This is a genomic window from Escherichia sp. E4736 (assembly GCF_005781225.1).
Lineage (GTDB): Bacteria > Pseudomonadota > Gammaproteobacteria > Enterobacterales > Enterobacteriaceae > Escherichia.
The window spans coordinates 1-26,110 of record NZ_VATT01000048.1; the positions used below are offsets into that span (position 1 = coordinate 1).

The window sequence follows — 26,110 nt, forward strand, 5'->3', positions numbered from 1 at the left end:
GAATTTCAGGATTTTTCTCTTTGTTGTTACGACCATCTTGTGAAGTGTTTCACGTTGTCGTCTCAACGGAGGCGCATTATAGGGATCCCAATTTTTTGCACAAGTACTTTTTTGATCTTTTTTTCTGTTTGTTGTTTTTTCACCCTTTTTGCTGCATTCACACACAAAACGGTGCTTTTTCGCATACTAAAAGACTTGCACAAGGCCAATAATGCACCCAAAGTCATTAGTAAATCATTTATTGTTGAGGTAAGTATGTCTGATGTTTTACGCCCATACCGCGATCTTTTTCCACAAATCGGTCAGCGCGTAATGATCGACAGTAGTAGTGTGGTTATTGGTGACGCTCGCCTGGCTGATGATGTGGGGATCTGGCCGCTCGTTGTGATTCGTGGCGATGTGAATTATGTACAAATCGGTGCCCGCACTAATATTCAGGATGGTAGCGTCTTACACGTGACCCATAAATCAACGGCTAATCCACAAGGCAATCCGTTGATCGTCGGTGAAGACGTTACGGTTGGACATAAAGTGATGCTCCACGGCTGCACCATTGGCAATCGAGTTTTGGTTGGGATGGGCTCAATTTTACTTGATGGCGCAATAGTAGAAGATGATGTGATGATTGGTGCGGGTAGCCTGGTCCCACAAAATAAACGACTGGAGAGCGGATATCTGTATCTCGGTAGCCCCGTCAAACAGATCCGCCCGTTAAGTGATGAAGAGAAGGCTGGGTTACGCTATTCCGCAAATAATTACGTGAAATGGAAGGACGAATATCTGGATCAGGGTAACCAGACCCAGCCTTGATCATCTTCACTTTGTTCCTGAATTAAGTTTTCCGCTTCTTCCTCCAGGTCCCAACGATGCTGACGAAAATTCGCTAACCACTGTTCTGGCGTATCTCCTGCAAAGCGGTTCGCCAGACTCTCTCCAGTAATAGCGCAAGTGAGCTGCATACCATTTACAAGAGCTGGAAAACAAACGCATTTTTTACTTTCGTTCCACTCTTCCCTGTCTGGAAACTGGATGGCCTGATTCACGCGGACAACTCCTCCTGCAATTGCTTTATAACTGGTGCTACGTCAGGCAGAACACCGTGCCAGAGAAGGAAGGCATGAGCCGCCTGCGCCACTAACATCCCCAATCCATCCGCATTACGTTTTGAGCCTTGCTGTTCACACCATGCCAGAAAGGGCGTTTTTCCCTTCTGGTAGAACATGTCATAGCAACAAATACCTGAATGGACGAGCGATGCCGGGATCGCCGGAACATCTCCACTAATGCCACTGGATGTCGCGTTAATAATAAGATCGAACTCGTGACCATCCAGTTCGTCCATACCCAACGCCTGAACACTACCAGTGTGCGCAAACAATTTCGCCAACTCTTCCGCGCGAGAAACCGTTCGGTTAGTGATTGTCACCGCACAGTCCAGAGAGAGAAGCGGCAGTAATACCCCACGAGATGCCCCACCAGCGCCGATAAGCAGAATACGTAAACCGGAGCGAATAAAAGACAGACGTTCTAGATCGCTTAACAAGCCTACACCATCGGTATTGTCACCCAGTAGGCGTCCATCTTCTAACCGCTTGAGGGTATTTACAGCACCAGCCAACGCTGCCCGTTCAGTAAGCTCATCCGCTCTGGCAAAAGCCTCTTCTTTAAAAGGCACTGTCACATTCGCACCTTTACCACCAGCACTAAAGAAAGCGTTTAGCGTGTTGATGAAATCATTGATAGGTGCCAGCACGCGGCCATAGGGATGTTCAATATTCAGTTGCTGTGCAAATTGCTGATGAATGAATGGCGATTTGCTGTGGGCTATCGGATTACCAAAAACAGCATAGGTTTCCATTATGTTACCCCTGTCGAAACAGTTCACCCGTCAGGGCATCACGAATTTCTGAAGGATTTAAACGACCGCCCGTTTCACCTCGCACAACCGGGAAATCAGCACCAAACTGTGCGTGAACTTCCTCTATTGTTCGACAAGGTGGCAATCCACTCAAGTTGGCACTGGTAGAAACTAGCGGTTTACCATAAGCCTGGCACAAAGCAACCACCAACGGATGGTCGGTGACTCGTACAGCAAGCGAATCAAAGCGGCCCGTCAACCATCGTGGTGTTGTCGCAGGCGCGGGAAAGACAAAAGTGACAGGACCAGGCCAGCGAGAAAAAATGGTTTCACGCTGCGCGTCAGTCAGCATGCTGTCATCAATATAGGGTTTAAGCTGCTCGTAATTTGCCGCGATTAAAATCAGCCCCTTATCAACCGGACGCTGTTTTAAATCCAACAGTCGCATCACTGCTGTTTCGCTATCAGGATCGCACCCGACACCAAAAACGGCTTCCGTTGGATAGGCGATGACACGTTCTTCATTGAGGACATCTATCGCAGCTGCGATAGCGTCTCCTTGCAGGTTATTATTCACGTTATTATTCCGCCGAAACCGGCTTTCCACATTGTTTACTGGCACAGAAATGTTTAACACCCTGCGCGGTTTTCTTTTCGATGAGTAGCGGATAATGACACTCAGGGCACTCTCCGGCTATTGGTTTGAAGTTAATAGCAAATTGACACTCAGGGTAGCGATCACAGGAGTGAAATGTTTTGCCATAACGGGAGCGCCGCTGGACCAGATGGCCCGTCCGACATTGAGGACAGGTAATTGCTGTTTCGTCCGGTTTATCGATAAGTTCGGTATGTTCGCATTCAGGATAGTTACTGCAACCAATAAACATACCAAAGCGTCCCTGGCGTAATACCAGATTTGCTCCGCATGCAGGGCAAACCTGCCCCTCCAGAACTTTGACGATATGCCCATCCGCTGAAGATTTCAGAGGACGGACGTAGTCACACGCCGGATACTGTGAGCACCCAAGAAACGGACCGTGTTTCCCGGATCGAATAACCAGTTCAGCCCCGCACTTTGGGCAGGACTCATTATTACGCACCGTGAACAGTGCTGATTTCGCCATAACAACTTATGCTGAATTAAAGAAATGATTAATGCAGCATACCTTCATTCACTTCAAAGAGTAATTCTTCCATTTGCTGGTACGCATTTTCGCAGCCCGGGATGTTGAACAACACCATCAGGATCACCCATTTCAGATCATCCAGTTCGAACTCTGCGTTATCCAGCGCGAGCACTCGCTCTATCACCATTTCACGAGTTTCAAGGTTGAGCACCTGAATCTGCTCAAGGAAAAGCAGAAACCCACGGCAGCTGGCATCCAGTCGTTCACACTCTTCCGGTGTATAAATACGCATGGAGAGAGGATCCGAGGCCAGTTGCATCGGTTCTGCCAACCCTTCCTGATAATCAGCAAGTTTTTCCAGCCATAGCAGGGCATTGTAGATATCTTCTCGCTCAAAACCTGCGTCGGTAAGATCCTGTTCAAGTTTGTCTTGATCCACACGCAACTCAGCTTCAGTGTGAATATAGGTTTCAAACAAATACATTAGTACGTCGAACATGGCATGCCCTCCTCAATCGGACATAGCCGCCGGGTACAGCTGCGATCCATCCTGCTAACTCCAGTTCAAGTAGTTGAGTAACTACCTCTGGCACAGGTTGGCCGGCACGTTCAGCGACGACGTCAACAGGTGTTACCTCATCTCCTACGTTAGCCAGGAGCTCAGGAAATGGCAATGCCACGTCTTCCTGATCTGATGAATAAAATGATTTTTCATGGGCATCTGGCAACCAGTGCAATCCATATTGCAAATTTTCCAGAATTTCTTCCGGTTCCGTCACAAGAATCGCACCTTGTTTTATAAGCCAGTGGGGGCCTTCACTTCCGGGACTCCCTAATGGACCGGGCAAAGCAAAGACTTCACGTCCCTGCTCAAGCGCACAACGCGCTGTCACCAGTGAACCACTGCGCAAAGCCGCTTCCACCACCAGTACACCTTTACTTAGACCACTAATAATGCGATTTCTTCGCGGGAAATTGTAAGCAAGAGGAGGGGTATCAAGGGGAAACTCCGAGACAAGAGCCCCACCATGTTCAAGCAGACTGGTAGCAAGTCGGGCATGGCGATGCGGATGAATGGTATTTAGCCCATTCCCCAGCACAGCAACACTGACACCATTTACCTGCAAGGCCGCTTTATGCGCTACACCATCGATTCCGCGCGCCAGCCCACTGGTAATTGTCACGCCTCGCGCCGCCAGCGCCTCACATAACAGCCGCCCCCACCGTTCGCCATACCATGAATGCGCCCGGCTTCCCACTACGGCCAACTGAAATGATTGCAGCGCTTGTAGATCACCAGCAACAAACAGTGCACCTGGATAATCAGCCGTTGCAACAAGTTGAGGAGGATAAAATTCGCTGTCCGCAGAGATTAAATGATGGTTAGGTTGCTCCAGCCAACAAAGTGAGCTTTCAATACTCTGCTGTGAAAATGTAAGAAAGCGTTGTGCCTGTCGCGATGAAAGCCCTGTTTGCTGCAGTACAACTGCATCAATATTTGGCTGTTCTACCAGCCAGTGAGCAATGCGGACCATATCATCGCCGTACAAGCTGCTGATGCTCATTAAACGCAGCCAAATTTCGGTATCGACCATCCTTATCTCCCTGCCATAAGCAGCCTTAGCAATCTTTGCGATTGGTCAGTGATGCTGTCAATCAGAGGGGGATTTGTCTAGAATAGAAGAAATAATCTTTCTAACTCCTGAACACATCTCTGGAGATTTATGTCAGTTTTGCAAGTGTTACATATTCCGGACGAGCGGCTTCGCAAAGTTGCTAAACCGGTAGAAGAAGTGAATGCAGAAATTCAGCGTATCGTCGATGATATGTTCGAGACGATGTACGCGGAAGAAGGTATTGGCCTGGCGGCAACCCAGGTTGATATCCATCAACGTATCATTGTTATTGATGTTTCGGAAAACCGCGACGAACGGCTGGTGTTAATCAATCCGGAGCTTTTAGAAAAAAGCGGCGAAACAGGCATTGAAGAAGGTTGCCTGTCGATCCCTGAACAGCGTGCTTTAGTGCCGCGCGCAGAGAAAGTGAAAATTCGCGCCCTGGACCGCGATGGTAAACCATTTGAACTGGAAGCTGATGGTCTGTTAGCCATCTGCATTCAGCATGAGATGGATCACCTGGTCGGTAAACTGTTCATGGATTACCTGTCACCGCTGAAACAACAACGTATTCGTCAGAAAGTTGAAAAACTGGATCGTCTGAAAGCCCGGGCTTAAGGATAAGAACTAACGTGTCAGAATCACTACGTATTATTTTTGCGGGAACACCTGACTTTGCAGCGCGTCATCTCGACGCGCTGTTGTCTTCTGGTCATAACGTCGTTGGCGTGTTCACCCAGCCAGACCGACCGGCAGGACGCGGTAAAAAACTGATGCCCAGCCCGGTTAAAGTTCTGGCTGAGGAAAAAGGTCTACCCGTTTTTCAACCTGTTTCCCTGCGTCCACAAGAAAACCAGCAACTGGTCGCCGATCTGCAGGCTGATGTTATGGTCGTCGTCGCCTATGGGCTGATTCTGCCTAAAGCGGTGCTGGAAATGCCGCGTCTTGGCTGTATCAACGTTCATGGTTCACTGCTGCCACGCTGGCGCGGTGCTGCACCAATCCAACGCTCACTATGGGCGGGTGATGAAGAAACTGGTGTGACCATTATGCAAATGGATGTTGGTTTAGACACCGGTGACATGCTCTATAAGCTCTCCTGCCCGATTACCGCAGAAGATACCAGCGGCACGTTATATGACAAACTGGCAGAGCTTGGCCCACAAGGGCTTATCGCCACATTGAAACAACTGGCAGACGGCACGGCGAAACCAGAAATTCAGGATGAAACTCTTGTTACTTACGCCGAAAAGTTGAGTAAAGAAGAAGCGCGTATTGACTGGTCACTTTCGGCAGCACAGCTTGAACGCTGCATTCGCGCTTTCAATCCATGGCCAATGAGCTGGCTGGAAATTGAAGGACAGCCGGTTAAAGTCTGGAAAGCGTCGGTCATTGATACGGTAACCAACGCTGCCCCAGGAACGATCCTTGAAGCCAACAAACAAGGCATCCAGGTTGCGACTGGTGATGGCATCCTGAACCTGCTCTCGTTACAACCTGCGGGTAAGAAAGCGATGAGCGCACAAGACCTCCTGAATTCTCGTCGGGAATGGTTTGTTCCGGGCAAGCGTCTGGCCTGATAGTCCACTCTTCTAAGCCCGGTCTTGCCGGGCATTTTTATACTTATGAAAAAACAACGTAATTTACGTAGCATGGCGGCCCAGTCCGTTGAACAAGTCGTCGAGCAAGGGCAATCATTAAGCAACATTTTGCCAGCGCTCCAGCAAAAGGTTTCCGATAAAGACAAAGCACTTCTTCAAGAGTTGTGCTTTGGCGTACTGCGCACGCTTTCACAGTTAGACTGGCTGATTAATAAGTTAATGGCCCGTCCGATGACCGGCAAACAGCGGACCGTGCATTACCTGATTATGGTTGGTTTGTATCAACTGCTTTATACCCGCATTCCACCGCATGCTGCGCTGGCTGAAACGGTTGAAGGCGCTGTCACAATTAAGCGCCCGCAACTTAAAGGGTTGATTAACGGCGTATTACGTCAGTTCCAGCGTCAGCAAGAAGAGTTATTAGCCGAGTTTAATGCCAGTGATGCACGTTATCTGCATCCCTCCTGGTTGCTGAAGCGTCTGCAAAAAGCGTATCCAGAGCAGTGGCAATCTATCGTTGACGCCAATAACCAGCGTCCGCCAATGTGGCTGCGCGTTAATCGTACGCATCATTCCCGCGACAGTTGGCTTGCATTGCTGGATGAAGCAGGAATGAAAGGCTTCCCGCATTCGGATTACCCTGATGCTGTACGGCTGGAAACACCTGCACCTGTTCATGCGCTACCCGGTTTTGAAGACGGATGGGTTACCGTTCAGGATGCATCAGCACAAGGTTGCATGACCTGGCTTGCGCCACAAAACGGTGAACACATTCTGGATCTTTGTGCCGCCCCCGGCGGTAAAACAACGCATATCCTTGAGGTGGCACCAGAAGCGCAGGTTCTTGCGGTTGATATTGACGAACAGCGCCTCTCTCGCGTTTACGACAATTTAAAACGCCTTGGTATGAAGGCGACCGTGAAACAAGGTGATGGCCGCTACCCTTCCCAATGGTGTGGCGAGCAACAGTTTGATCGCATTTTATTAGATGCGCCTTGTTCAGCAACAGGTGTGATTCGTCGACATCCGGATATCAAGTGGTTACGTCGTGATCGCGATATCCCGGAACTCGCGCAACTGCAGTCTGAAATTCTCGACGCCATTTGGCCGCATTTAAAATCCGGTGGAACCCTGGTCTATGCCACCTGTTCGGTGTTACCGGAAGAGAATAGCCTGCAGGTTAAAGCCTTTTTGCAACGTACCGCTGATGCCGAACTTTGCGACACCGGAACACCAGAACAACCGGGTAAGCAAAATCTGCCTGGTGCTGAAGAGGGCGACGGCTTCTTTTACGCTAAGCTAATCAAAAAGTGATGAGATAACGGGTCGCGACTGATGAAAATTATCATTCTGGGTGCCGGTCAGGTTGGCGGCACACTGGCGGAAAACCTGGTTGGCGAGAACAACGATATTACTGTTGTCGATACCAACGGTGAGCGTCTGCGGACCTTGCAGGATAAATTTGACCTGCGAGTCGTGCAGGGGCATGGCTCTCATCCACGCGTATTGCGGGAGGCAGGTGCCGACGACGCCGATATGCTGGTTGCTGTAACCAGTTCAGATGAAACCAATATGGTTGCCTGCCAGGTAGCCTACTCACTTTTCAACACCCCTAATCGCATCGCTCGTATCCGCTCACCAGACTACGTGCGCGATGCCGATAAGCTATTTCATTCAGATGCAGTACCGATTGATCATCTGATCGCACCAGAGCAGTTGGTTATCGATAATATTTACCGACTGATTGAGTATCCCGGCGCATTGCAGGTGGTGAACTTCGCTGAGGGCAAAGTGAGCCTTGCAGTGGTAAAAGCCTATTATGGTGGCCCGCTTATTGGTAATGCGCTTTCGACCATGCGCGAGCATATGCCACATATCGATACCCGCGTGGCGGCAATTTTCCGCCACGACCGTCCTATCCGCCCGCAAGGTTCGACTATTGTTGAAGCTGGTGATGAAGTGTTCTTTATTGCCGCCTCGCAGCATATACGCGCGGTGATGAGTGAATTACAGCGACTGGAAAAACCGTATAAGCGGATCATGCTGGTTGGTGGCGGTAATATCGGTGCAGGGCTGGCGCGTCGCCTGGAAAAAGATTACAGCGTCAAACTCATCGAACGTAATCAGCAGCGCGCTGCCGAACTGGCGGAAAAGTTGCAGAATACGATCGTCTTTTTTGGTGATGCGTCGGATCAAGAACTGCTGGCCGAAGAACATATCGATCAAGTTGATCTGTTTATTGCCGTCACCAACGATGACGAGGCCAATATCATGTCAGCCATGCTCGCCAAACGTATGGGTGCGAAAAAGGTGATGGTATTGATCCAGCGTCGCGCTTATGTGGATCTGGTTCAGGGGAGCGTGATCGATATTGCGATTTCACCACAACAAGCAACTATTTCTGCGTTGCTTAGTCATGTGCGAAAAGCAGATATTGTTGGTGTTTCCTCATTGCGCCGCGGCGTAGCAGAAGCTATTGAAGCCGTTGCTCACGGTGATGAAAGCACCTCGCGCGTTGTCGGCAGAGTCATTGATGAAATCAAGCTACCGCCAGGAACGATTATTGGAGCGGTGGTACGTGGAAACGACGTGATGATTGCCAATGACAATCTGCGCATTGAGCAAGGCGATCACGTAATTATGTTCCTCACAGATAAAAAGTTTATTACCGACGTCGAAAGACTCTTCCAGCCAAGTCCTTTCTTTTTGTAATTAATAAGGCGTCTAATGACGCCTTATTATTTCCCTTTGATTATCAAGGATTAATTAAATTCATTCCTGGCAGGAAAATGGCTTAACATTTGTTAGACTTATGGTTGTCGGCTTCATAGGGAGAATAACATGAGCATTATTAAAGAATTTCGCGAATTTGCGATGCGCGGGAACGTGGTGGATTTGGCGGTGGGTGTCATTATCGGTGCGGCATTCGGGAAGATCGTCTCTTCACTGGTTGCCGATATCATCATGCCACCTTTAGGCTTATTAATTGGCGGGATCGACTTTAAACAGTTTGCTGTCACGCTACGCGATGCGCAGGGGGATATCCCTGCTGTTGTGATGCATTACGGTGTCTTCATTCAAAACGTCTTTGATTTTCTGATTGTGGCCTTTGCCATCTTTATGGCGATTAAACTAATCAACAAACTGAATCGTAAGAAAGAAGAACCGGCAGCAGCACCTGCACCAACTAAAGAAGAAGTATTACTGACAGAAATTCGTGATTTGCTGAAAGAGCAGAATAACCGATCTTAACAAGCGCCTGAAAGCAGAAGGCCAGTGGTAAAAAAGTGATTTACTTTCTTGCCACTGGCCTCCCAGCTCCCCCGATTGCCATGTTTTCCTTTTCGCATATAACTGCCTTTCCCTTTTTTATTTTTTTCTACACGCTGCCTGAACAAAGGGTCATGTAGTAATGCTTCAATCGCATTATCCTTTATCTGCCCTTTCGTATGCTGATATCGACTCATAAAAACTCCAGTTGGTTATTTAACGGCGCGAGTGTAATCCCGTCAGTGCAAAAAATCAACAACCTGCTTTGACACCGCTGGCTCCTTGTTCAAGAGCTTCAAGGATAGAGCAATAAACGCTGCTATGGGCGCTACCACAACAGGCATCGTTAAGACGTTGCAAGGAACGCTGCATGCTCTGCAACTCGGCTATCCGCGCTTCCACTTCCTGTAATCTTTCCTGCACAATACCTTTTGATTCCTGACAAGTATGATGTTCAGGATCGATACGGATCGAAAGTAACTCACGGATCGACTCAAGACTGAAACCAAGTTGTCTGGCATGCCGAATAAATTTCAACCGTTGGAGATCGCTTTCGGTATATAAGCGAAAGCCTCCTTCCGTACGAACTTCATGATCCATCATCTGTTGTTTTTCGTAATAACGTATTGTGTCGGGCGTAACTTCTGCCAGTTTTGCCAACTCACCAATGCGATACATAAATTATCTCTCAGTTGTCATTAATTTTATGCAGAAGCTTATCTGCATATTCGCCACGTAAAAATTCAGTACTCAAACCTGCTTGCCGCAGTTTCAACTCCAGTAAAGACAACTGACGGCTAACATCTTGATATTGCGGATCATCCTGACGGATACCGTTGAGAATATCCAGAAGCTGAATAGCTTCCTTGCGCTGCTCAAGTTCTGGCGGTAAACAGCCGGCATTCTTTAACAAGCGATAGCCCGCACGCAGTTCCGGCGGCACATGTGTGTCATCTTCCAGGATTAATGGTTCACCACTGCCAGGGAGATTTTCAAACTCACCTTTAGCCTGTGCTTCAGTAATATGGCGCTCTGCCCACTGGTCAAGTAACCACATAAATACTCCAGGGGATGAACAAAAAGAGTACAGCTATTGTAGATAAGTGGGGATACTACAGATATAAAAAAACCCGCCGGGGCGGGTTTTTTTACGTTGCTTCAGATTACTCTGCAGCAGCTTCTGCTTTCTCTGAACGATCAACCAGCTCGATGTAAGCCATCGGCGCGTTGTCGCCTGCACGGAAGCCACACTTCAGAATACGAGTGTAACCACCGGCACGGCTCGCGAAACGCGGGCCCAGTTCGTTAAACAGTTTTGCCACGATCTCGTTATCACGAGTACGGGCGAATGCCAGACGACGATTAGCAACGCTATCAGTCTTGGCAAGAGTAATCAGCGGCTCAACTACGCGGCGCAGCTCTTTCGCTTTAGGCAGAGTCGTCTTGATGATTTCATGACGAACCAGTGAACCTGCCATATTGCGGAACATAGCCTGGCGATGGCTGCTGTTGCGGTTCAGTTGACGACCACTCTTACGATGGCGCATGACCTTATCCTTCTCAGTAAAACCTTAACCTGTGATCCGGTTACTCGTCAGCGATGCTTGCCGGTGGCCAGTTTTCCAGGCGCATACCCAGAGACAGTCCACGGGAAGCCAGCACGTCTTTAATCTCAGTAAGAGATTTTTTACCAAGGTTAGGCGTTTTAAGGAGCTCAACCTCGGTACGTTGTACCAGATCACCGATATAGTGGATAGCTTCTGCTTTAAGGCAGTTAGCAGAGCGGACAGTCAATTCCAGATCGTCAACAGGGCGCAGCAGGATCGGATCGAACTCTGGTTTCTCTTCTTTCACTTCCGGCTGACGTACATCACGTAAGTCAACGAAAGCTTCCAGTTGTTCAGCCAGAATGGTTGCCGCACGACGAATCGCCTCTTCAGGATCGATTGTGCCGTTGGTTTCCATTTCGATGACCAGCTTGTCCAGGTCGGTACGCTGTTCTACACGCGCTGCTTCAACATTGTAGGCAATACGCTCTACAGGGCTGTAGCATGCGTCGACCAGCAGACGGCCGATTGGGCGCTCATCTTCTTCCGAATGAATTCGGGTAGAAGCCGGCACATAACCACGACCGCGCTGAACTTTGATACGCATGCTAATAGACGCGTTCTCATCGGTCAGGTGGCAGATCACGTGCTGCGGCTTGACGATTTCGACATCACCGTCGTGGGTGATATCGGCTGCAGTCACAGGGCCAATGCCAGATTTATTCAAGGTAAGAATAACTTCATCTTTGCCCTGAACTCTCACCGCCAGCCCTTTCAGGTTGAGCAGGATTTCCAGGATATCTTCCTGAACGCCTTCTTTGGTGCTGTACTCATGTAGTACACCATCAATCTCAACCTCGGTCACCGCGCAACCCGGCATCGATGAGAGCAGAATACGGCGCAGTGCGTTACCCAGAGTATGGCCAAAGCCACGCTCTAAAGGCTCAAGGGTCACCTTGGCGTGCGTCGAACTCACTTGCTCGATATCAACCAGGCGCGGTTTTAGAAACTCTGTCACAGAACCCTGCATTGTGTCCTCTCTTTGGTACTAAGCTTTACTTGGAGTAAAGCTCGACGATCAGGTGTTCGTTAATGTCCGCAGACAGATCAGAACGCTCCGGCTTACGCTTAAACGTACCTTCCATCTTGCCAGCATCAACTTCCAGCCAGGTTGGCTTTTCACGCTGCTCAGCCAGCTCCAGAGCGGCTTTCACGCGAGACTGCTTCTTCGCTTTCTCACGAATGCTTACAACGTCATTCGGACTAACCTGATAAGAAGCGATGTTAACAACACGACCGTTTACCATAATTGCTTTATGGCTAACCAGCTGGCGTGCTTCTGCACGAGTGGCACCGAAGCCCATACGGTATACAACGTTGTCCAGACGACCTTCCAGCAGAGCCAACAGGTTTTCACCGGTGTTGCCTTTCAGACGTGCTGCTTCTTTGTAGTAGTTACGGAACTGACGCTCCAGCACACCATAGATACGGCGAACTTTTTGCTTTTCACGCAACTGCACACCATAGTCAGACAGACGCGGTTTACGCGCACCGTGCTGGCCAGGAGCTTGTTCAATTTTACACTTGGTATCGATCGCGCGAACGCCAGACTTAAGGAATAAGTCGGTGCCCTCACGACGGCTCAGCTTGAGCTTAGGACCCAAATATCTTGCCATTTTCTTTCTCCAACAAACCTGGAAAACGAAGCGTTATACGCGACGTTTTTTCGGCGGACGACAACCGTTATGAGGGATCGGAGTCACATCAGTAATGTTAGTGATGCGGAAACCTGCGGCGTTCAGAGCACGAATAGTAGATTCGCGGCCTGGACCCGGACCTTTAACCATAACTTCCAGATTCTTGATGCCGTATTCTTTCACGGCGTCAGCGCAACGCTCTGCTGCAACCTGAGCTGCAAACGGAGTGGATTTGCGAGAACCACGGAAACCGGAACCACCGGCTGTTGCCCAACCCAACGCGTTACCCTGACGATCAGTGATAGTCACGATGGTGTTGTTGAAAGAAGCATGGATATGAGCCACGCCGTCAGAGACTTGTTTTCTTACACGTTTACGTGCACGAATTGGTGCCTTTGCCATTATTCAATCACCCCGATTATTTCTTGATCGGTTTGCGCGGACCCTTACGGGTACGTGCGTTGGTCTTGGTACGCTGACCGCGAACCGGTAGACCACGACGATGACGCAAACCGCGATAGCAACCAAGATCCATCAGGCGCTTGATGCTCATGCTGATTTCACGGCGCAGATCACCTTCAACGACAAATTTGGCAACTTCGTCACGCAGCGTGTCGATTTGTCCTTCAGACAGCTCACTGATCTTAACATCTTCAGCGATACCCGCTGCAGCCAGGATGGCTTTAGAACGGGTCTTGCCGACGCCATAAATCGAAGTTAATGCGATTACGGCATGCTTATGATCAGGAATGTTAATGCCTGCTATACGGGCCACTATGCACTCCTACTATTTAATATGTACGTTCCATGCTGAAAAGCCCGTTTTCAGGATACTCAAATGGAAACGCACAGACATACAAAAGATTGGCTGGCTAATCTAGCCAGCTCAACCCAACTTTGCAAGAAAAATATGCGAATAAATCAGCCTTGGCGCTGTTTATGCTTCGGCTCGGCACTGCAAATCACACGGATGACACCATCACGCTTAACGATTTTGCAGTTACGGCATAATTTCTTGACGGAAGCACGAACTTTCATTTTTACTCTCCGTAACTTCTCGGGCGACCAATTATCGGCCGTAGCCTTTCAGGTTCGCCTTCTTCAATGCAGACTCATACTGACTGGACATCATCAGAGTTTGCACTTGAGCCATAAAGTCCATAATCACGACAACAACGATAAGCAGTGAGGTCCCACCGAAGTAGAACGGTACTTTCATTGCATCACGCATGAACTCCGGGATCAGGCAGATAAAGGTAATGTACAGCGCACCAACCAAGGTCAGGCGGGTCATTACTTTATCGATATACTTCGCCGTTTGCTCTCCCGGACGAATTCCTGGTACAAATGCACCGGACTTCTTCAGGTTATCTGCTGTTTCACGCGGGTTGAAAACCAACGCCGTGTAGAAGAAACAGAAGAAGATGATTGCAGACGCATAGAGTAACACATAAAGCGGTTGCCCAGGCTGCAAATACAGCGAAATTGTTGTCAGCCAGTTCCAACCAGTACCGCCCCCGAACCATGACGCGATGGTAGCCGGGAACAGAATAATACTGGAAGCGAAGATTGCCGGGATTACCCCCGCCATATTCACTTTCAGCGGTAAATGTGTGCTCTGTGCAGCATAGACACGACGACCTTGCTGACGTTTTGCGTAGTTTACCACAATGCGGCGTTGACCACGCTCAACAAATACAACAAAGAACGTCACTGCAAATACTAATACTGCAACCAACAGCAACACGAGGAAGTGCAGGTCGCCTTGACGCGCTTGCTCGATAGTATGGGCAATGGCTGGCGGGAGTCCCGCGACAATACCGGCGAAGATAATGATTGAAATACCGTTGCCGATACCTCGTTCAGTGATCTGTTCGCCCAACCACATCAGGAACATCGTTCCTGTGACCAGACTTACAACAGCGGTGAAGTAGAATGCAAAGCCCGGGTTAATAACCAGGCCTTGCATACCAGGCATATTCGGCAGACCGGTAGCAATACCGATCGACTGGAATATTGCCAGCACCAGAGTACCGTAACGGGTGTACTGGCTGATCTTACGACGACCAGACTCCCCTTCTTTCTTAATTTCTGCCAACGTCGGGTGAACCACCGTCAGCAGCTGGATAATGATCGACGCCGAAATATACGGCATGATCCCCAGAGCAAAGATAGAAGCACGGCTGAGAGCACCACCAGAGAACATGTTAAACATCTCAATGATGGTGCCTCGCTGTTGCTCAAGCAGTTTGGCAAGTACAGCGGCATCAATACCAGGGATCGGAATAAAAGAGCCAATACGGAACACAATCAGCGCACCGATAACAAACAGCAGTCTGCGTTTCAGCTCGCCTAAGCCACCTTTGGCACTTTGAAAATCTAATCCCGGTTGTTTAGCCATCTGCTACTTATTCCTCGATTTTACCGCCAGCAGCTTCGATAGCAGCACGAGCGCCTTTAGTAACACGCAGGCCACGAACAGTTACCGGAGTAGTTACTTCGCCAGCCAGGATCACTTTCGCGAACTCGATCTGGATACCGATAATGTTAGCCGCTTTCAGCGTGTTCAGGTCTACAACACCGCCTTCTACTTTAGCCAGGTCAGACAGACGAACTTCGGCTGTAATCGCTGCTTTACGAGAAGTGAAGCCGAATTTCGGCAGACGACGGTACAGAGGCATCTGACCACCCTCGAAACCGCGACGTACGCCACCGCCAGAACGAGATTTCTGACCTTTGTGACCACGACCACCGGTTTTACCGAGGCCAGAACCGATACCACGACCCAGGCGTTTACCCGCCTTTTTGGAGCCTTCGGCCGGAGACAGAGTATTTAAACGCATCTCTTACTCCTCAACTTTAACCATGAAGGAAACCGCGTTGATCATACCGCGAATAGCAGGAGTATCCTCGCGCTCTACGGTGTGACCAATACGACGCAGACCCAGGCCAAGCAGCGTTGCCTTGTGTTTCGGCAGACGACCGATTGCACTGCGGGTTTGAGTAATTTTAATAGTCTTTGCCATGGTTTATTTCCCCAGAATTTCTTCAACGGATTTACCACGCTTGGCAGCGACCATTTCTGGAGAATTCATATTTTCCAGGCCATCGATAGTTGCACGAACCACGTTAATCGGGTTGGTGGAACCATACGCTTTAGCCAGAACGTTATGAACCCCAGCGACTTCCAGAACGGCGCGCATTGCACCACCGGCGATGATACCGGTACCTTCGGAAGCCGGCTGCATGAATACGCGAGAACCCGTATGAACACCTTTAACAGGGTGTTGCAGAGTGCCGTTATTCAGCGCGACGTTAATCATATTGCGACGGGCTTTTTCCATCGCTTTCTGGATCGCTGCTGGAACTTCACGCGCTTTACCGTAACCAAAACCAACGCGACCGTTACCATCGCCAACTACAGTCAGAGCTGTGAAGGAGAAAATACGACCACCTTTAACGGTTTTAGATACGCGGTTTACCGCGATCAGCTTTTCCTGCAGTTCGCCAGCTTGTTTTTCGATGTGAGCCATCTTACACCTCTACCTTAGAACTGAAGGCCAGCTTCACGGGCAGCATCTGCCAGTGCCTGGACACGACCATGATATTGGAACCCGGAACGGTCAAAGGATACATCTTTGATGCCTTTTTCCAGAGCGCGTTCAGCGACAGCTTTACCCACAGCTGCAGCCGCGTCTTTGTTACCGGTGTACTTCAGTTGTTCAGCGATAGCTTTTTCTACAGTAGAAGCAGCTACCAGAACTTCAGAACCGTTCGGTGCAATTACCTGTGCGTAAATGTGACGCGGGGTACGATGTACCACCAGGCGAGTTGCGCCCAGCTCCTGGAGCTTGCGGCGTGCGCGGGTCGCACGACGGATACGAGCAGATTTCTTATCCATAGTGTTACCTTACTTCTTCTTAGCCTCTTTGGTACGCACGACTTCGTCGGCGTAACGAACACCCTTGCCTTTGTAAGGCTCAGGACGACGGTAGGCGCGCAGATCCGCTGCAACCTGGCCGATCATCTGCTTATCAGCGCCTTTCAGCACGATTTCAGTCTGAGTCGGACATTCAGCAGTGATACCCGCAGGCAGCTGATGGTCAACAGGATGAGAGAAACCCAGAGACAGGTTAATCACATTGCCTTTAACCGCTGCACGGTAACCTACACCAACCAGCTGCAGCTTCTTAGTGAAGCCTTCGGTAACACCGATAACCATTGAGTTCAGCAGGGCACGCGCGGTACCAGCCTGAGCCCAACCGTCTGCGTAACCATCACGCGGACCGAAGGTCAGGGTATTATCTGCATGTTTAACTTCAACAGCATCGTTGAGAGTACGAGTCAGCTCGCCGTTTTTACCTTTGATCGTAATAACCTGACCGTTGATTTTTACATCAACGCCGGCAGGAACAACGACCGGTGCTTTAGCAACACGAGACATTTTTTCCTCCGATTAGGCTACGTAGCAGATAATTTCGCCACCAAGACCAGCCTGGCGCGCTGCACGATCAGTCATAACACCTTTAGAGGTAGAAACAACTGCGATACCCAGACCCGCCATAACTTTCGGCAGCTCATCTTTACGTTTATAGATGCGCAGACCTGGGCGGCTGACACGCTGAATGCTTTCTACAACAGCTTTGCCCTGGAAATACTTCAGAGTAAGTTCCAGTTCAGGCTTGGTGTCGCCTTCAACTTTAAAATCTTCAATAAAACCTTCTTCCTTCAGCACGTTGGCGATTGCCACTTTCAGCTTGGAGGAAGGCATGGTGACCGCAGCTTTGTTCGCGGCCTGACCGTTACGGATACGGGTCAGCATATCCGCGATCGGATCTTGCATGCTCATCTGTCTTTACTCCCGTGATTCAATTGGTGACAATTACCAGCTAGCCTTTTTCAGACCCGGGATTTCACCGCGCATAGCGGCTTCACGGACCTTAATACGGCTCAACCCGAACTTCCGCAGGAAACCATGCGGACGACCTGTTTGACGGCAGCGGTTACGCTGACGAGACGGGCTGGAATCACGCGGCAGAGTCTGCAGCTTGAGAACAGCATTCCAACGATCTTCGTCGGAAGCGTTCACATCAGAGATGATCGCTTTCAGTTCAGCGCGTTTCGCGAAGTATTTATCAGCTAAAGCTACGCGTTTTACTTCGCGTGCTTTCATTGATTGCTTAGCCATTTAGTAACCCTACCTTACTTGCGGAACGGGAAGTCAAAGGCAGCCAGCAGAGCACGGCCTTCTTCGTCAGATTTCGCAGTAGTGGTAATGGTAATATCCAAACCACGAACGCGGTCGACTTTATCGTAGTCGATTTCTGGGAAGATGATCTGCTCACGGACACCCATGCTGTAATTACCACGACCGTCGAAAGACTTAGCGGACAAGCCACGGAAGTCACGGATACGCGGTACAGCAATAGTGATCAGGCGCTCAAAGAACTCCCACATGCGTTCGCCACGCAGAGTTACTTTACAGCCGATCGGATAGCCCTGACGGATTTTGAAGCCTGCAACAGATTTGCGTGCTTTGGTGATCAGCGGTTTTTGACCGGAGATTGCTGCCAGGTCTGCTGCTGCGTTATCCAGCAGTTTTTTGTCAGCGATCGCTTCACCAACACCCATGTTCAGGGTGATCTTCTCGACCCGAGGGACTTGCATGACAGAATTGTAGTTAAACTCAGTCATGAGTTTTTTAACTACTTCGTCTTTGTAGTAATCATGCAGTTTCGCCATCGTACTACTCCAAATTACTTGATAGTTTCGCTGTTAGACTTGAAGAAACGGACTTTCTTACCGTCTTCGAATCTAAAGCCTACACGGTCAGCCTTGCCGGTTGCCGCATTGAAGATTGCTACGTTGGAAACCTGAATAGCGGCTTCTTTTTCAACGATGCCACCCGGTTGGTTCAGGGCCGGAACCGGCTTCTGATGTTTCTTAACCAGGTTGATACCTTCAACAATGACCTTGCCGGAAGACAGGACATTCTTAACTTTACCGCGTTTACCTTTATCTTTACCGGTTAACACGATAACTTCGTCATCACGACGGATTTTCGCTGCCATGATTCGCTCCTTAGAGTACTTCTGGTGCCAGAGAGATAATTTTCATGAACTTCTCACTACGAAGCTCACGAGTTACCGGCCCAAAAATACGCGTACCGATAGGCTGCTCGCTGTTGTTGTTCAGAAGAACACAAGCATTACCATCGAAGCGAATGACAGAACCGTCCGGGCGACGAACACCCTTCTTGGTGCGCACCACTACCGCCTTCAGCACATCACCTTTTTTGACCTTACCACGCGGAATTGCTTCTTTGATGGTGATCTTGATGATGTCGCCTACGCCTGCGTAGCGACGGTGCGAGCCACCCAGAACCTTGATACACATTACGCGACGTGCACCGGAGTTGTCGGCGACGTTCAGCATAGTCTGTTCTTGGATCATTTTAGTGCTCCGCTAATGTCAACTACTACTGAGACCCGAAAATCAGGTCGTTAAAAATCCCCATATCGAGGGCGCGGCATTATAACACCGCTTCAAGGATATGGGTAGAAAAAATAAACGGCTCATTTCTGAGCCGTTTATTCGTATCGAGAGAGTGTACTGTATTACAGAACCGCTTTCTCTACAACGCGAACCAGCGTCCAGGATTTAGTCTTGGACAGCGGACGGCATTCGCGGATTTCAACCACGTCACCGATACCGCATTCGTTGTTCTCGTCATGTACGTGCAGTTTGGTCGTACGCTTGATGAATTTACCGTAGATCGGGTGTTTCACAAAACGTTCGATAGCAACAACAATGGATTTCTCCATTTTGTCGCTAACAACGCGACCTTGCAGAGTACGGATTTTATCGGTCATTACGCACCCGCCTTCTCGTTCAGTAAAGTCTTAACGCGTGCGACATCGCGACGCACTTGCTTCAACAGGTGAGACTGTTGCAGCTGGCCACTTGCAGCCTGCATACGCAGGTTGAACTGCTCACGCAGCAGGTTCAGCAGCTCGGTGTTCAGCTCTTCAACGCTCTTCTCACGCAGCTCTTTTGCTTTCATTACATCACCGTCTTAGTTACAAAGGTGGTTTTAATCGGCAGTTTCGCTGCTGCCAGCTTGAATGCTTCACGGGCCAGCTCTTCCGGAACACCGTCCATTTCATACAGGACTTTACCCGGCTGAATCAAGGCAACCCAATACTCCACGTTACCTTTACCTTTACCCATACGCACTGCCAGCGGCTTTTCAGTGATCGGTTTGTCCGGGAACACACGGATCCAGATCTTACCTTGACGCTTAACTGCACGGGTCATAGCACGACGTGCTGCTTCGATCTGACGTGCAGTCAGACGACCACGGCCAACAGCTTTCAGACCGAAGCTGCCGAAGCTAACATCCGTACCCTGCGCCAGACCGCGGTTACGGCCTTTGTGCATTTTACGGAATTTTGTACGCTTTGGTTGTAACATCAGCGACGCTCCTTATTTACGGCCTTTACGCTGCTGCTTTTTAGGCTGAGCAGCCGGTTTTTCCGGTTGTTCAACAGCAGCCATACCACCCAGGATCTCGCCTTTGAAGATCCACACTTTAACGCCGATTACACCGTAAGTGGTGTGCGCTTCAGAGGTGTTGTAGTCGATGTCAGCACGCAGAGTGTGCAGCGGTACGCGACCTTCGCGGTACCATTCGGTACGTGCGATTTCCGCGCCGCCCAGACGGCCGCTAACTTCAACTTTAATACCTTTAGCGCCCAGACGCATTGCGTTCTGTACAGCACGCTTCATAGCACGACGGAACATAACGCGACGTTCCAGCTGAGAAGTGATGCTGTCAGCAACCAGTTTTGCGTCCAGTTCAGGCTTACGAACTTCGGCGATGTTGATCTGTGCAGGAACGCCAGCGATGTCCGCTACGACCTTACGCAGTTTTTCTACGTCTTCACCTTTTTTACCGATAACGATACCCGGGCGAGCAGTGTGAATGGTTACACGAATGCTCTTAGCCGGACGCTCGATAACGATACGAGATACGGACGCTTTAGCCAGTTCCTTTGTCAGGTACTGACGTACTTTAAAATCGCTGTCCAGGTTGTCAGCGAATTCTTTGGTGTTCGCAAACCAGGTAGAGTTCCATGGTTTTACAATACCCAGGCGAATACCATTTGGATGTACTTTCTGACCCATTGCTAGTCTCCAGAGTCTCAGCGATCGGACACAACCACAGTGATGTGGCTGGTGCGCTTCAGGATGCGATCTGCACGACCTTTTGCACGCGGCATAATGCGCTTCATGCTCGGGCCTTCGTCTACGAAAATTTTCGTAACTTTCAGATCGTCAATGTCAGCGCCATCGTTGTGTTCAGCGTTAGCAATGGCAGATTCCAGAACCTTCTTGACCAGTACAGCCGCTTTCTTGTTGGTGTAGGTCAGAATATCCAGAGCCTGCGACACTTTCTTACCGCGAATCAGGTCAGCAACAAGGCGAACCTTCTGAGCAGAAGAACGAGCATGGCGATGTTTAGCGATAGTTTCCATCTCTTCCTCCTACCTTATTTCTTTTTCGCTTTTTTATCAGCAGCGTGGCCGCGATAAGTACGAGTCGGTGCGAATTCACCCAGTTTGTGGCCGACCATTTCGTCGGTTACAAATACCGGAACGTGCTGACGACCATTATGGACAGCGATGGTCAAACCGATCATGTTAGGAAAGATCGTTGAACGACGGGACCAAGTGCGCAGGGGCTTCTTGTCTCCGCTTTCCACCGCTTTCTCTACCTTCTTCAGCAAGTGCAGGTCAATAAAAGGACCTTTCTTGAGAGAACGTGGCATGGCTTATCCTCTAAAATTATTTGCTACGGCGACGTACGATGAATTTATCAGTACGCTTGTTGCTGCGGGTCTTCTTACCTTTGGTCTGAACGCCCCACGGAGTTACCGGGTGCTTACCAAAGTTACGACCTTCACCACCACCATGTGGGTGGTCTACCGGGTTCATCGCGGTACCGCGAACGGTCGGACGAACACCACGCCAGCGTGCAGCACCTGCTTTACCCAGAACGCGCAGCATATGCTCAGCATTGCCAACTTCGCCCAGAGTTGCACGGCAGTCTGCTTCTACTTTACGCATTTCACCAGAACGCAGACGCAGGGTGACATAAGCACCATCACGAGCAACGATCTGAACGTAAGTACCAGCGGAACGTGCCAGCTGACCGCCTTTACCTGGTTTCATTTCTACGTTGTGAACAGTAGAACCAACCGGGATGTTGCGCATCGGCAGGGTGTTACCTGGTTTGATTGCAGCATCAACGCCAGACTGAATCTGGTCGCCAGCTTTCAGGCCTTTAGGGGCCAGGATGTAACGGCGTTCACCGTCTTTGTACAGAACCAGCGCGATGTTCGCGGAACGGTTCGGATCGTACTCAAGACGTTCAACAACTGCCGGGATACCGTCTTTGTTGCGTTTGAAGTCAACAATACGGTAAGCCTGCTTGTGGCCACCACCGATATGACGAGTGGTGATACGGCCATTGTTGTTACGACCACCGGATTTGCTGTTTTTTTCCAGCAACGGAGCAAAAGGTTTGCCCTTGTGCAGCTCAGGGTTAACCACTTTAACAACGTGGCGACGACCCGGAGATGTCGGTTTACATTTAACAACTGCCATTGTATTACTCCTCCGACTTACTCAGCGCCGCCAACGAAGTCCAGATTCTGGCCTTCTTTCAGGGTGACGTAAGCTTTTTTCCAGTCGCTACGACGACCGATACGCTGTCCGTGACGTTTAACTTTCCCTTTAACTACCAGGGTGTTAACGACTTCGACTTCGACTTCAAACAGTTTCTGCACAGCAGCTTTGATTTCTGCTTTGGTCGCGTCTTTAGCAACTTTGAGTACGATGGTGTTGGATTTTTCCATCGCAGTAGACGCTTTTTCAGAAACGTGCGGTGCACGCAGCACCTTCAGCAGACGTTCTTCACGAATCATGCCAGCATCTCCTCAACTTGCTTAACAGCATCAGCAGTCATTACGACTTTGTCGAAGGCGATCAGGCTAACCGGGTCGATACCAGTTGCATCGCGTACGTCAACCTTGTGCAGGTTGCGCGCAGCCAGGAACAGGTTCTCGTCCAGCTCACCGGTGATGATCAGCACATCTTCCAGAGCCATGTCTTTCAGTTTCTGTGCCAGCAGCTTGGTTTTCGGTGCTTCTACAGAGAACTTCTCGACAACGATCAGACGATCCTGACGTACCAGTTCGGACAGGATGCTTTTCAGCGCGCCGCGGTACATCTTCTTGTTAACTTTTTGACTGTGGTCCTGCGGACGAGCAGCGAAGGTCACGCCACCAGAACGCCAAATCGGGCTCTTGATAGAACCAGAACGCGCACGGCCGGTGCCTTTCTGGCGCCACGGTTTTTTACCGGAACCAGTTACTTCAGCACGAGTCTTCTGAGCACGAGTACCCTGACGAGCACCGGCTGCATAAGCAACAACAACCTGGTGAACCAGCGCTTCGTTGAAATCACGACCGAAGGTAGTTTCGGAAACAGTCAGCGCGCTCTGCGCGTCTTTCAATACTAATTCCATTGCTATCTCCTTACGCCTTCACAGCTGGTTTAACGATCAGGTCGCTACCGGTTGCACCCGGGACAGCACCTTTAACCAGCAGCAGGTTGCGCTCAGCGTCAACGCGTACTACGTCAAGGCTCTGAACGGTTACACGTTCGTTACCCATCTGACCTGCCATTTTCTTGCCTTTGAACACTTTGCCCGGAGTCTGGTTCTGACCGATAGAACCCGGTACGCGGTGAGACAAGGAGTTACCGTGAGTAGCGTCCTGGGTACGGAAGTTCCAGCGCTTAACGGTACCTGCGAAACCTTTACCTTTAGAGGTGCCAGTTACGTCAACTTTTTTAACGTCAGCAAACAGTTCAACGCTAATGCTCTGACCTACAGTGAACTCTTCGCCTTCAGCCAGGCGGAATTCCCACAGACCACGGCCAGCTTCTACGCCAGCTTTAGCGAAGTGGCCAGCTTCAGGCTTGGTCACACGGTTAGCTTTTTTAGCACCGGTGGTTACCTGAATAGCACGGTAGCCATCGTTAGCCAGGTCTTTAACCTGAGTAACGCGGTTTGCTTCAACTTCGATTACGGTTACTGGGATAGAAACGCCGTCTTCTGTGAAGATACGGGTCATACCCACTTTTTTACCGACTAAACCAATCATTGTTTCAACCTCTCAATCGCTCAATGACCTGATTAACCCAGGCTGATCTGCACGTCTACACCGGCAGCCAGATCCAGACGCATCAGAGCATCAACGGTTTTCTCGGTTGGCTCAACGATGTCAACCAGACGCAAGTGAGTACGGATTTCGTACTGATCGCGCGCGTCTTTGTTGACGTGCGGAGAGATCAGAACAGTGAAGCGCTCTTTGCGTGTCGGCAGCGGGATCGGACCACGGACCTGCGCACCAGTGCGCTTGGCAGTCTCGACGATTTCCGCGGTTGCTTGATCGATCAGACGATGATCAAACGCTTTCAGGCGGATACGGATTCTTTGGTTCTGCATGAGACCAGAGCTCCAATTATTTTATAAACGAAAATGATTACTCCTCAGACCCATTACGATTGATGGGAGAGTGTAACCGTTCTTACGTAGCCCCCCGATTGGGAGCATTGTTAGGTAGCCAAATTCGGCTAACTGAGGTTCAGATTGAACCTGCTGTCAACTACGACAAGCCCGCGCATTATACGCAAATCTGAGATTGACGCAAGCATCGGGTAGAAATTAATCGCAACGCACAGATTGCGAGCTGCATTCCACGAAATTTGTAAGGTCGTGAAGATAGCGTTTTTCACCGGAACCAGGTTAACAAATCAGCGATTTCGCTGTTGCTGAGTATCCGGAGTTATTCGATGGTGATACTCCAATTACAGAGGATGTTTTATGGTTGCTACCCTTCCCTTTCTGATTTTGTACGTTTGCTTATCAGCCCTACTTTTTTTCTGGGATGCAAAGCATGGCTTGTTACCTGACCGGTTTACCTGCCCGTTACTCTGGTCAGGTCTTTTGTTCTATCAGGTTTGTCATCCTGACGGTTTAGCCGATGCGTTATGGGGGGCGATTATTGGTTACGGCACATTCGCTGTCATTTACTGGGGATATCGCATACTGCGTCATAAAGAAGGATTAGGCTATGGTGATGTGAAGTTTCTCGCCGCCCTTGGCGCCTGGCATACATGGGCCTTCTTGCCACGGCTGGTTTTCCTTGCCGCCTCATTCGCTTGCGGAGCCGTAGTTATTGGTCTGCTCATGAGAGGAAAAGAATCATTAAAAAACCCGCTGCCTTTTGGGCCATTTCTGGCAGCTGCGGGTTTCGTTGTAGGCTGGGATAGTCTGCTGGCAGACCGTTAATCTTTAACTTTAATTTGTGATTGCAGGTAATTTTGTAGGCCGATTTTACCGATGAGATCCAGTTCAGTTTCGAGCCAGTCGATATGACCTTCTTCATCAGCAAGGATCTCGATCATCATATCGCGGCTAACATAGTCATGAACGCTGTCGGCATAAGCAATAGCCTCACGAAGATCCTTCGCACCTTCCAGCTCTAATCGCAGGTCGGATTGCAGCATCTCTTCAACATCTTCACCGATCCCTAGCTTGCCTAAATCCTGTAAGTTAGGAATCCCTTCTAAGAACAAAATACGCTCGATATATTTATCGGCGTGCTTCATCTCATCGATAGATTCATGGTATTCGACATCATTAAGGCGCATCAGGCCCCAGTTTTTAAACATACGGGCATGAAGAAAATACTGATTGATCGCGACAAGCTCATTTCCCAATAGTTTATTGAGATAATTTATGATTTTAACATCACCTTTCATTTTATAGTCCCTCCGCTTCCACTATTAGAGCGTAGATGGGGCTAGCGGGATGTCAAAAAATAAGCGTGAGCTTCAGGCAATCTCTTTAAATTCGGGCATCTGCATCAACTCGTCCTGCATCACTTCGCGTGCGGCGCGAATGCACTTACCACATTGATTTCCCACAGGAATAAACTTGCGTAATTGTTGGAAAGACTGAGGATGAAACTGACGGACTGCCTGGCGAATTTTTTTGTCACTTACACCATTACACAAACAAACGTACATGATTACTCCCGTTCAAATTCTGCGCAAAGTGTAAATGAGAATAGTTATGATTACAATAGCACAGTTTTATTTGCGCCACAGTTCAGCCAGCGAAATTACGACGAAATATTTCGAACTCAAATTACGGGCAGCAAAAAGGGCGCCTAAGCGCCCTTTTTAATTCAAAACTAATTAACGCGTAATTAGCTCAGAACTTTAGCAACAACGCCCGCACCAACGGTACGGCCGCCTTCA

The 26,110-nt window shown here is 49.5% G+C and carries 46 protein-coding genes; 7 read left to right on the forward strand and 39 right to left on the reverse strand.

Annotation, left to right across the window (positions count from 1 at the left end; all coding sequences use genetic code 11):
• Window positions 1-255 precede the first annotated feature (255 nt).
• Window positions 256-810, forward strand: a complete 555-nt coding sequence (locus FEK46_RS22235; RefSeq protein ID WP_130206867.1) for a gamma carbonic anhydrase family protein — start codon at window positions 256-258, stop codon at window positions 808-810.
• Here FEK46_RS22235 and FEK46_RS22240 read toward each other — a convergent pair.
• The 6 genes from FEK46_RS22240 to dprA are packed head-to-tail and all read right to left on the reverse strand — an operon-like array spanning window position 786 to window position 4,580.
• A complete protein-coding gene (locus FEK46_RS22240) occupies window positions 786-1,043 on the reverse strand; it encodes a DUF1488 domain-containing protein (protein ID WP_130217594.1) in 258 nt (85 codons plus the stop codon). The genes FEK46_RS22235 and FEK46_RS22240 overlap by 25 nt on opposite strands.
• Window positions 1,040-1,858 carry a shikimate dehydrogenase gene (gene aroE / locus FEK46_RS22245; RefSeq protein WP_130206871.1) on the reverse strand — a complete coding sequence of 273 codons (819 nt, stop codon included), beginning with the start codon at window positions 1,856-1,858 and terminating at the stop codon, window positions 1,040-1,042. The genes FEK46_RS22240 and aroE overlap by 4 nt, the downstream gene beginning before the upstream one ends.
• A gap of 4 nt (window positions 1,859-1,862) precedes the next feature.
• Window positions 1,863-2,435 (reverse strand): L-threonylcarbamoyladenylate synthase type 1 TsaC, encoded by a 573-nt coding sequence (gene tsaC, locus FEK46_RS22250; RefSeq protein ID WP_130217598.1) that lies wholly within the window; start codon window positions 2,433-2,435, stop codon window positions 1,863-1,865.
• 4 nt (window positions 2,436-2,439) lie between these two features.
• Window positions 2,440-2,982: a type I DNA topoisomerase gene (locus FEK46_RS22255; protein WP_001129723.1), complete on the reverse strand. Its 543-nt coding sequence runs from the start codon at window positions 2,980-2,982 to the stop codon at window positions 2,440-2,442.
• 28 nt (window positions 2,983-3,010) lie between these two features.
• Window positions 3,011-3,484: a DUF494 family protein Smg gene (smg, locus tag FEK46_RS22260; protein ID WP_000460680.1), complete on the reverse strand. Its 474-nt coding sequence runs from the start codon at window positions 3,482-3,484 to the stop codon at window positions 3,011-3,013.
• Complete coding sequence (gene dprA / locus FEK46_RS22265) at window positions 3,456-4,580, reverse strand: DNA-protecting protein DprA (RefSeq protein ID WP_135559153.1); 1,125 nt, start codon at window positions 4,578-4,580, stop codon at window positions 3,456-3,458. The genes smg and dprA overlap by 29 nt, the downstream gene beginning before the upstream one ends.
• Before the next feature lie 129 nt (window positions 4,581-4,709).
• On the opposite strand from dprA, the gene def reads away from it, so the two are divergent.
• The 5 genes from def to mscL all read left to right on the forward strand — a co-directional run bounded on the left by def (window position 4,710) and on the right by mscL (window position 9,454).
• Window positions 4,710-5,219: a peptide deformylase gene (gene def, locus FEK46_RS22270; protein ID WP_000114984.1), complete on the forward strand. Its 510-nt coding sequence runs from the start codon at window positions 4,710-4,712 to the stop codon at window positions 5,217-5,219.
• Window positions 5,220-5,233: 14 nt separating this feature from the next.
• The gene (gene fmt / locus FEK46_RS22275; RefSeq protein WP_135490416.1) at window positions 5,234-6,181 is read left to right on the forward strand and encodes a methionyl-tRNA formyltransferase; all 948 of its coding nucleotides are present in this window, start codon (window positions 5,234-5,236) and stop codon (window positions 6,179-6,181) included.
• A 45-nt stretch (window positions 6,182-6,226) separates the two neighbouring features.
• Window positions 6,227-7,516: a 16S rRNA (cytosine(967)-C(5))-methyltransferase RsmB gene (gene rsmB / locus FEK46_RS22280; protein ID WP_135559154.1), complete on the forward strand. Its 1,290-nt coding sequence runs from the start codon at window positions 6,227-6,229 to the stop codon at window positions 7,514-7,516.
• A gap of 21 nt (window positions 7,517-7,537) precedes the next feature.
• Window positions 7,538-8,914, forward strand: coding sequence for a Trk system potassium transporter TrkA (trkA, locus tag FEK46_RS22285; RefSeq protein WP_000691382.1), 1,377 nt, complete (start codon window positions 7,538-7,540; stop codon window positions 8,912-8,914).
• A 129-nt stretch (window positions 8,915-9,043) separates the two neighbouring features.
• A complete protein-coding gene (mscL, locus tag FEK46_RS22290) occupies window positions 9,044-9,454 on the forward strand; it encodes a large-conductance mechanosensitive channel protein MscL (RefSeq protein WP_000022442.1) in 411 nt (136 codons plus the stop codon).
• Here the strand turns inward: mscL and arfA are convergent.
• The 31 genes from arfA to rpsJ all read right to left on the reverse strand — a co-directional run bounded on the left by arfA (window position 9,451) and on the right by rpsJ (window position 24,290).
• Entirely contained in the window at window positions 9,451-9,669 is a 219-nt protein-coding gene (arfA, locus tag FEK46_RS22295) for an alternative ribosome-rescue factor ArfA (protein WP_042201146.1), read from the reverse strand. The genes mscL and arfA overlap by 4 nt on opposite strands.
• Before the next feature lie 55 nt (window positions 9,670-9,724).
• Window positions 9,725-10,150: a Zn(2+)-responsive transcriptional regulator gene (gene zntR, locus FEK46_RS22300; RefSeq protein ID WP_059222259.1), complete on the reverse strand. Its 426-nt coding sequence runs from the start codon at window positions 10,148-10,150 to the stop codon at window positions 9,725-9,727.
• Window positions 10,151-10,160: 10 nt separating this feature from the next.
• Entirely contained in the window at window positions 10,161-10,529 is a 369-nt protein-coding gene (locus tag FEK46_RS22305) for a DUF1992 domain-containing protein (RefSeq protein WP_130206883.1), read from the reverse strand.
• Between the two features lie 106 nt (window positions 10,530-10,635).
• The gene (rplQ, locus tag FEK46_RS22310; protein ID WP_001216368.1) at window positions 10,636-11,019 is read right to left on the reverse strand and encodes a 50S ribosomal protein L17; all 384 of its coding nucleotides are present in this window, start codon (window positions 11,017-11,019) and stop codon (window positions 10,636-10,638) included.
• A 40-nt stretch (window positions 11,020-11,059) separates the two neighbouring features.
• On the reverse strand, window positions 11,060-12,049 hold the full coding sequence (gene rpoA / locus FEK46_RS22315) for a DNA-directed RNA polymerase subunit alpha (protein ID WP_001162094.1): 990 nt from the start codon (window positions 12,047-12,049) through the stop codon (window positions 11,060-11,062).
• Between the two features lie 25 nt (window positions 12,050-12,074).
• A complete protein-coding gene (gene rpsD / locus FEK46_RS22320; RefSeq protein WP_000135224.1) occupies window positions 12,075-12,695 on the reverse strand; it encodes a 30S ribosomal protein S4 in 621 nt (206 codons plus the stop codon).
• Between the two features lie 33 nt (window positions 12,696-12,728).
• Entirely contained in the window at window positions 12,729-13,118 is a 390-nt protein-coding gene (rpsK, locus tag FEK46_RS22325) for a 30S ribosomal protein S11 (protein WP_001029684.1), read from the reverse strand.
• Window positions 13,119-13,134: 16 nt separating this feature from the next.
• Window positions 13,135-13,491: a 30S ribosomal protein S13 gene (gene rpsM / locus FEK46_RS22330; RefSeq protein WP_000090775.1), complete on the reverse strand. Its 357-nt coding sequence runs from the start codon at window positions 13,489-13,491 to the stop codon at window positions 13,135-13,137.
• Window positions 13,492-13,637: 146 nt separating this feature from the next.
• Window positions 13,638-13,754 carry a 50S ribosomal protein L36 gene (gene rpmJ / locus FEK46_RS22335; RefSeq protein ID WP_000868187.1) on the reverse strand — a complete coding sequence of 39 codons (117 nt, stop codon included), beginning with the start codon at window positions 13,752-13,754 and terminating at the stop codon, window positions 13,638-13,640.
• A 31-nt stretch (window positions 13,755-13,785) separates the two neighbouring features.
• Window positions 13,786-15,117 carry a preprotein translocase subunit SecY gene (secY, locus tag FEK46_RS22340; protein WP_001118861.1) on the reverse strand — a complete coding sequence of 444 codons (1,332 nt, stop codon included), beginning with the start codon at window positions 15,115-15,117 and terminating at the stop codon, window positions 13,786-13,788.
• 7 nt (window positions 15,118-15,124) lie between these two features.
• Window positions 15,125-15,559, reverse strand: coding sequence for a 50S ribosomal protein L15 (gene rplO, locus FEK46_RS22345; RefSeq protein ID WP_001238917.1), 435 nt, complete (start codon window positions 15,557-15,559; stop codon window positions 15,125-15,127).
• Between the two features lie 3 nt (window positions 15,560-15,562).
• A complete protein-coding gene (rpmD, locus tag FEK46_RS22350; RefSeq protein WP_001140433.1) occupies window positions 15,563-15,742 on the reverse strand; it encodes a 50S ribosomal protein L30 in 180 nt (59 codons plus the stop codon).
• 3 nt (window positions 15,743-15,745) lie between these two features.
• Window positions 15,746-16,249: a 30S ribosomal protein S5 gene (gene rpsE, locus FEK46_RS22355; protein WP_000940121.1), complete on the reverse strand. Its 504-nt coding sequence runs from the start codon at window positions 16,247-16,249 to the stop codon at window positions 15,746-15,748.
• Window positions 16,250-16,263: 14 nt separating this feature from the next.
• The gene (gene rplR / locus FEK46_RS22360; protein ID WP_000358960.1) at window positions 16,264-16,617 is read right to left on the reverse strand and encodes a 50S ribosomal protein L18; all 354 of its coding nucleotides are present in this window, start codon (window positions 16,615-16,617) and stop codon (window positions 16,264-16,266) included.
• 9 nt (window positions 16,618-16,626) lie between these two features.
• Window positions 16,627-17,160: a 50S ribosomal protein L6 gene (gene rplF / locus FEK46_RS22365; protein ID WP_064524927.1), complete on the reverse strand. Its 534-nt coding sequence runs from the start codon at window positions 17,158-17,160 to the stop codon at window positions 16,627-16,629.
• Window positions 17,161-17,172: 12 nt separating this feature from the next.
• Window positions 17,173-17,565 carry a 30S ribosomal protein S8 gene (gene rpsH, locus FEK46_RS22370; RefSeq protein ID WP_000062611.1) on the reverse strand — a complete coding sequence of 131 codons (393 nt, stop codon included), beginning with the start codon at window positions 17,563-17,565 and terminating at the stop codon, window positions 17,173-17,175.
• Between the two features lie 33 nt (window positions 17,566-17,598).
• Entirely contained in the window at window positions 17,599-17,904 is a 306-nt protein-coding gene (gene rpsN, locus FEK46_RS22375) for a 30S ribosomal protein S14 (protein ID WP_001118930.1), read from the reverse strand.
• Between the two features lie 14 nt (window positions 17,905-17,918).
• Window positions 17,919-18,458, reverse strand: a complete 540-nt coding sequence (rplE, locus tag FEK46_RS22380) for a 50S ribosomal protein L5 (protein ID WP_001096200.1) — start codon at window positions 18,456-18,458, stop codon at window positions 17,919-17,921.
• Window positions 18,459-18,472: 14 nt separating this feature from the next.
• Window positions 18,473-18,787: a 50S ribosomal protein L24 gene (rplX, locus tag FEK46_RS22385; protein WP_000729185.1), complete on the reverse strand. Its 315-nt coding sequence runs from the start codon at window positions 18,785-18,787 to the stop codon at window positions 18,473-18,475.
• Between the two features lie 10 nt (window positions 18,788-18,797).
• Window positions 18,798-19,169: a 50S ribosomal protein L14 gene (gene rplN, locus FEK46_RS22390; protein ID WP_000613955.1), complete on the reverse strand. Its 372-nt coding sequence runs from the start codon at window positions 19,167-19,169 to the stop codon at window positions 18,798-18,800.
• A gap of 164 nt (window positions 19,170-19,333) precedes the next feature.
• The gene (gene rpsQ / locus FEK46_RS22395) at window positions 19,334-19,588 is read right to left on the reverse strand and encodes a 30S ribosomal protein S17 (RefSeq protein ID WP_000130100.1); all 255 of its coding nucleotides are present in this window, start codon (window positions 19,586-19,588) and stop codon (window positions 19,334-19,336) included.
• Entirely contained in the window at window positions 19,588-19,779 is a 192-nt protein-coding gene (gene rpmC, locus FEK46_RS22400; RefSeq protein ID WP_000644741.1) for a 50S ribosomal protein L29, read from the reverse strand. Before rpmC ends, rpsQ begins: the two co-directional genes overlap by 1 nt.
• The gene (rplP, locus tag FEK46_RS22405) at window positions 19,779-20,189 is read right to left on the reverse strand and encodes a 50S ribosomal protein L16 (RefSeq protein WP_000941212.1); all 411 of its coding nucleotides are present in this window, start codon (window positions 20,187-20,189) and stop codon (window positions 19,779-19,781) included. Before rplP ends, rpmC begins: the two co-directional genes overlap by 1 nt.
• 12 nt (window positions 20,190-20,201) lie before the next feature.
• Complete coding sequence (rpsC, locus tag FEK46_RS22410; RefSeq protein ID WP_000529945.1) at window positions 20,202-20,903, reverse strand: 30S ribosomal protein S3; 702 nt, start codon at window positions 20,901-20,903, stop codon at window positions 20,202-20,204.
• A gap of 17 nt (window positions 20,904-20,920) precedes the next feature.
• Entirely contained in the window at window positions 20,921-21,253 is a 333-nt protein-coding gene (rplV, locus tag FEK46_RS22415) for a 50S ribosomal protein L22 (protein WP_000447529.1), read from the reverse strand.
• 14 nt (window positions 21,254-21,267) lie between these two features.
• Window positions 21,268-21,546, reverse strand: a complete 279-nt coding sequence (rpsS, locus tag FEK46_RS22420; protein WP_001138117.1) for a 30S ribosomal protein S19 — start codon at window positions 21,544-21,546, stop codon at window positions 21,268-21,270.
• Window positions 21,547-21,562: 16 nt separating this feature from the next.
• Window positions 21,563-22,384, reverse strand: a complete 822-nt coding sequence (rplB, locus tag FEK46_RS22425; RefSeq protein ID WP_000301864.1) for a 50S ribosomal protein L2 — start codon at window positions 22,382-22,384, stop codon at window positions 21,563-21,565.
• A gap of 17 nt (window positions 22,385-22,401) precedes the next feature.
• Window positions 22,402-22,704, reverse strand: coding sequence for a 50S ribosomal protein L23 (gene rplW, locus FEK46_RS22430; RefSeq protein WP_000617544.1), 303 nt, complete (start codon window positions 22,702-22,704; stop codon window positions 22,402-22,404).
• On the reverse strand, window positions 22,701-23,306 hold the full coding sequence (gene rplD / locus FEK46_RS22435) for a 50S ribosomal protein L4 (RefSeq protein ID WP_000424395.1): 606 nt from the start codon (window positions 23,304-23,306) through the stop codon (window positions 22,701-22,703). The genes rplW and rplD overlap by 4 nt, the downstream gene beginning before the upstream one ends.
• Window positions 23,307-23,316: 10 nt before the next feature.
• Complete coding sequence (gene rplC / locus FEK46_RS22440; protein WP_000579833.1) at window positions 23,317-23,946, reverse strand: 50S ribosomal protein L3; 630 nt, start codon at window positions 23,944-23,946, stop codon at window positions 23,317-23,319.
• Window positions 23,947-23,978: 32 nt separating this feature from the next.
• Window positions 23,979-24,290 (reverse strand): 30S ribosomal protein S10, encoded by a 312-nt coding sequence (gene rpsJ, locus FEK46_RS22445; RefSeq protein ID WP_001181004.1) that lies wholly within the window; start codon window positions 24,288-24,290, stop codon window positions 23,979-23,981.
• Between the two features lie 378 nt (window positions 24,291-24,668).
• Here rpsJ and FEK46_RS22450 point away from each other — a divergent pair, with 378 nt between their 5' ends.
• On the forward strand, window positions 24,669-25,136 hold the full coding sequence (locus tag FEK46_RS22450) for an A24 family peptidase (RefSeq protein ID WP_135559155.1): 468 nt from the start codon (window positions 24,669-24,671) through the stop codon (window positions 25,134-25,136).
• Here the strand turns inward: FEK46_RS22450 and bfr are convergent.
• Entirely contained in the window at window positions 25,133-25,609 is a 477-nt protein-coding gene (gene bfr, locus FEK46_RS22455) for a bacterioferritin (protein ID WP_000675515.1), read from the reverse strand. The genes FEK46_RS22450 and bfr overlap by 4 nt on opposite strands.
• 72 nt (window positions 25,610-25,681) lie before the next feature.
• Window positions 25,682-25,876 (reverse strand): bacterioferritin-associated ferredoxin, encoded by a 195-nt coding sequence (gene bfd / locus FEK46_RS22460; RefSeq protein ID WP_000289090.1) that lies wholly within the window; start codon window positions 25,874-25,876, stop codon window positions 25,682-25,684.
• Window positions 25,877-26,110: the final 234 nt, after the last annotated feature.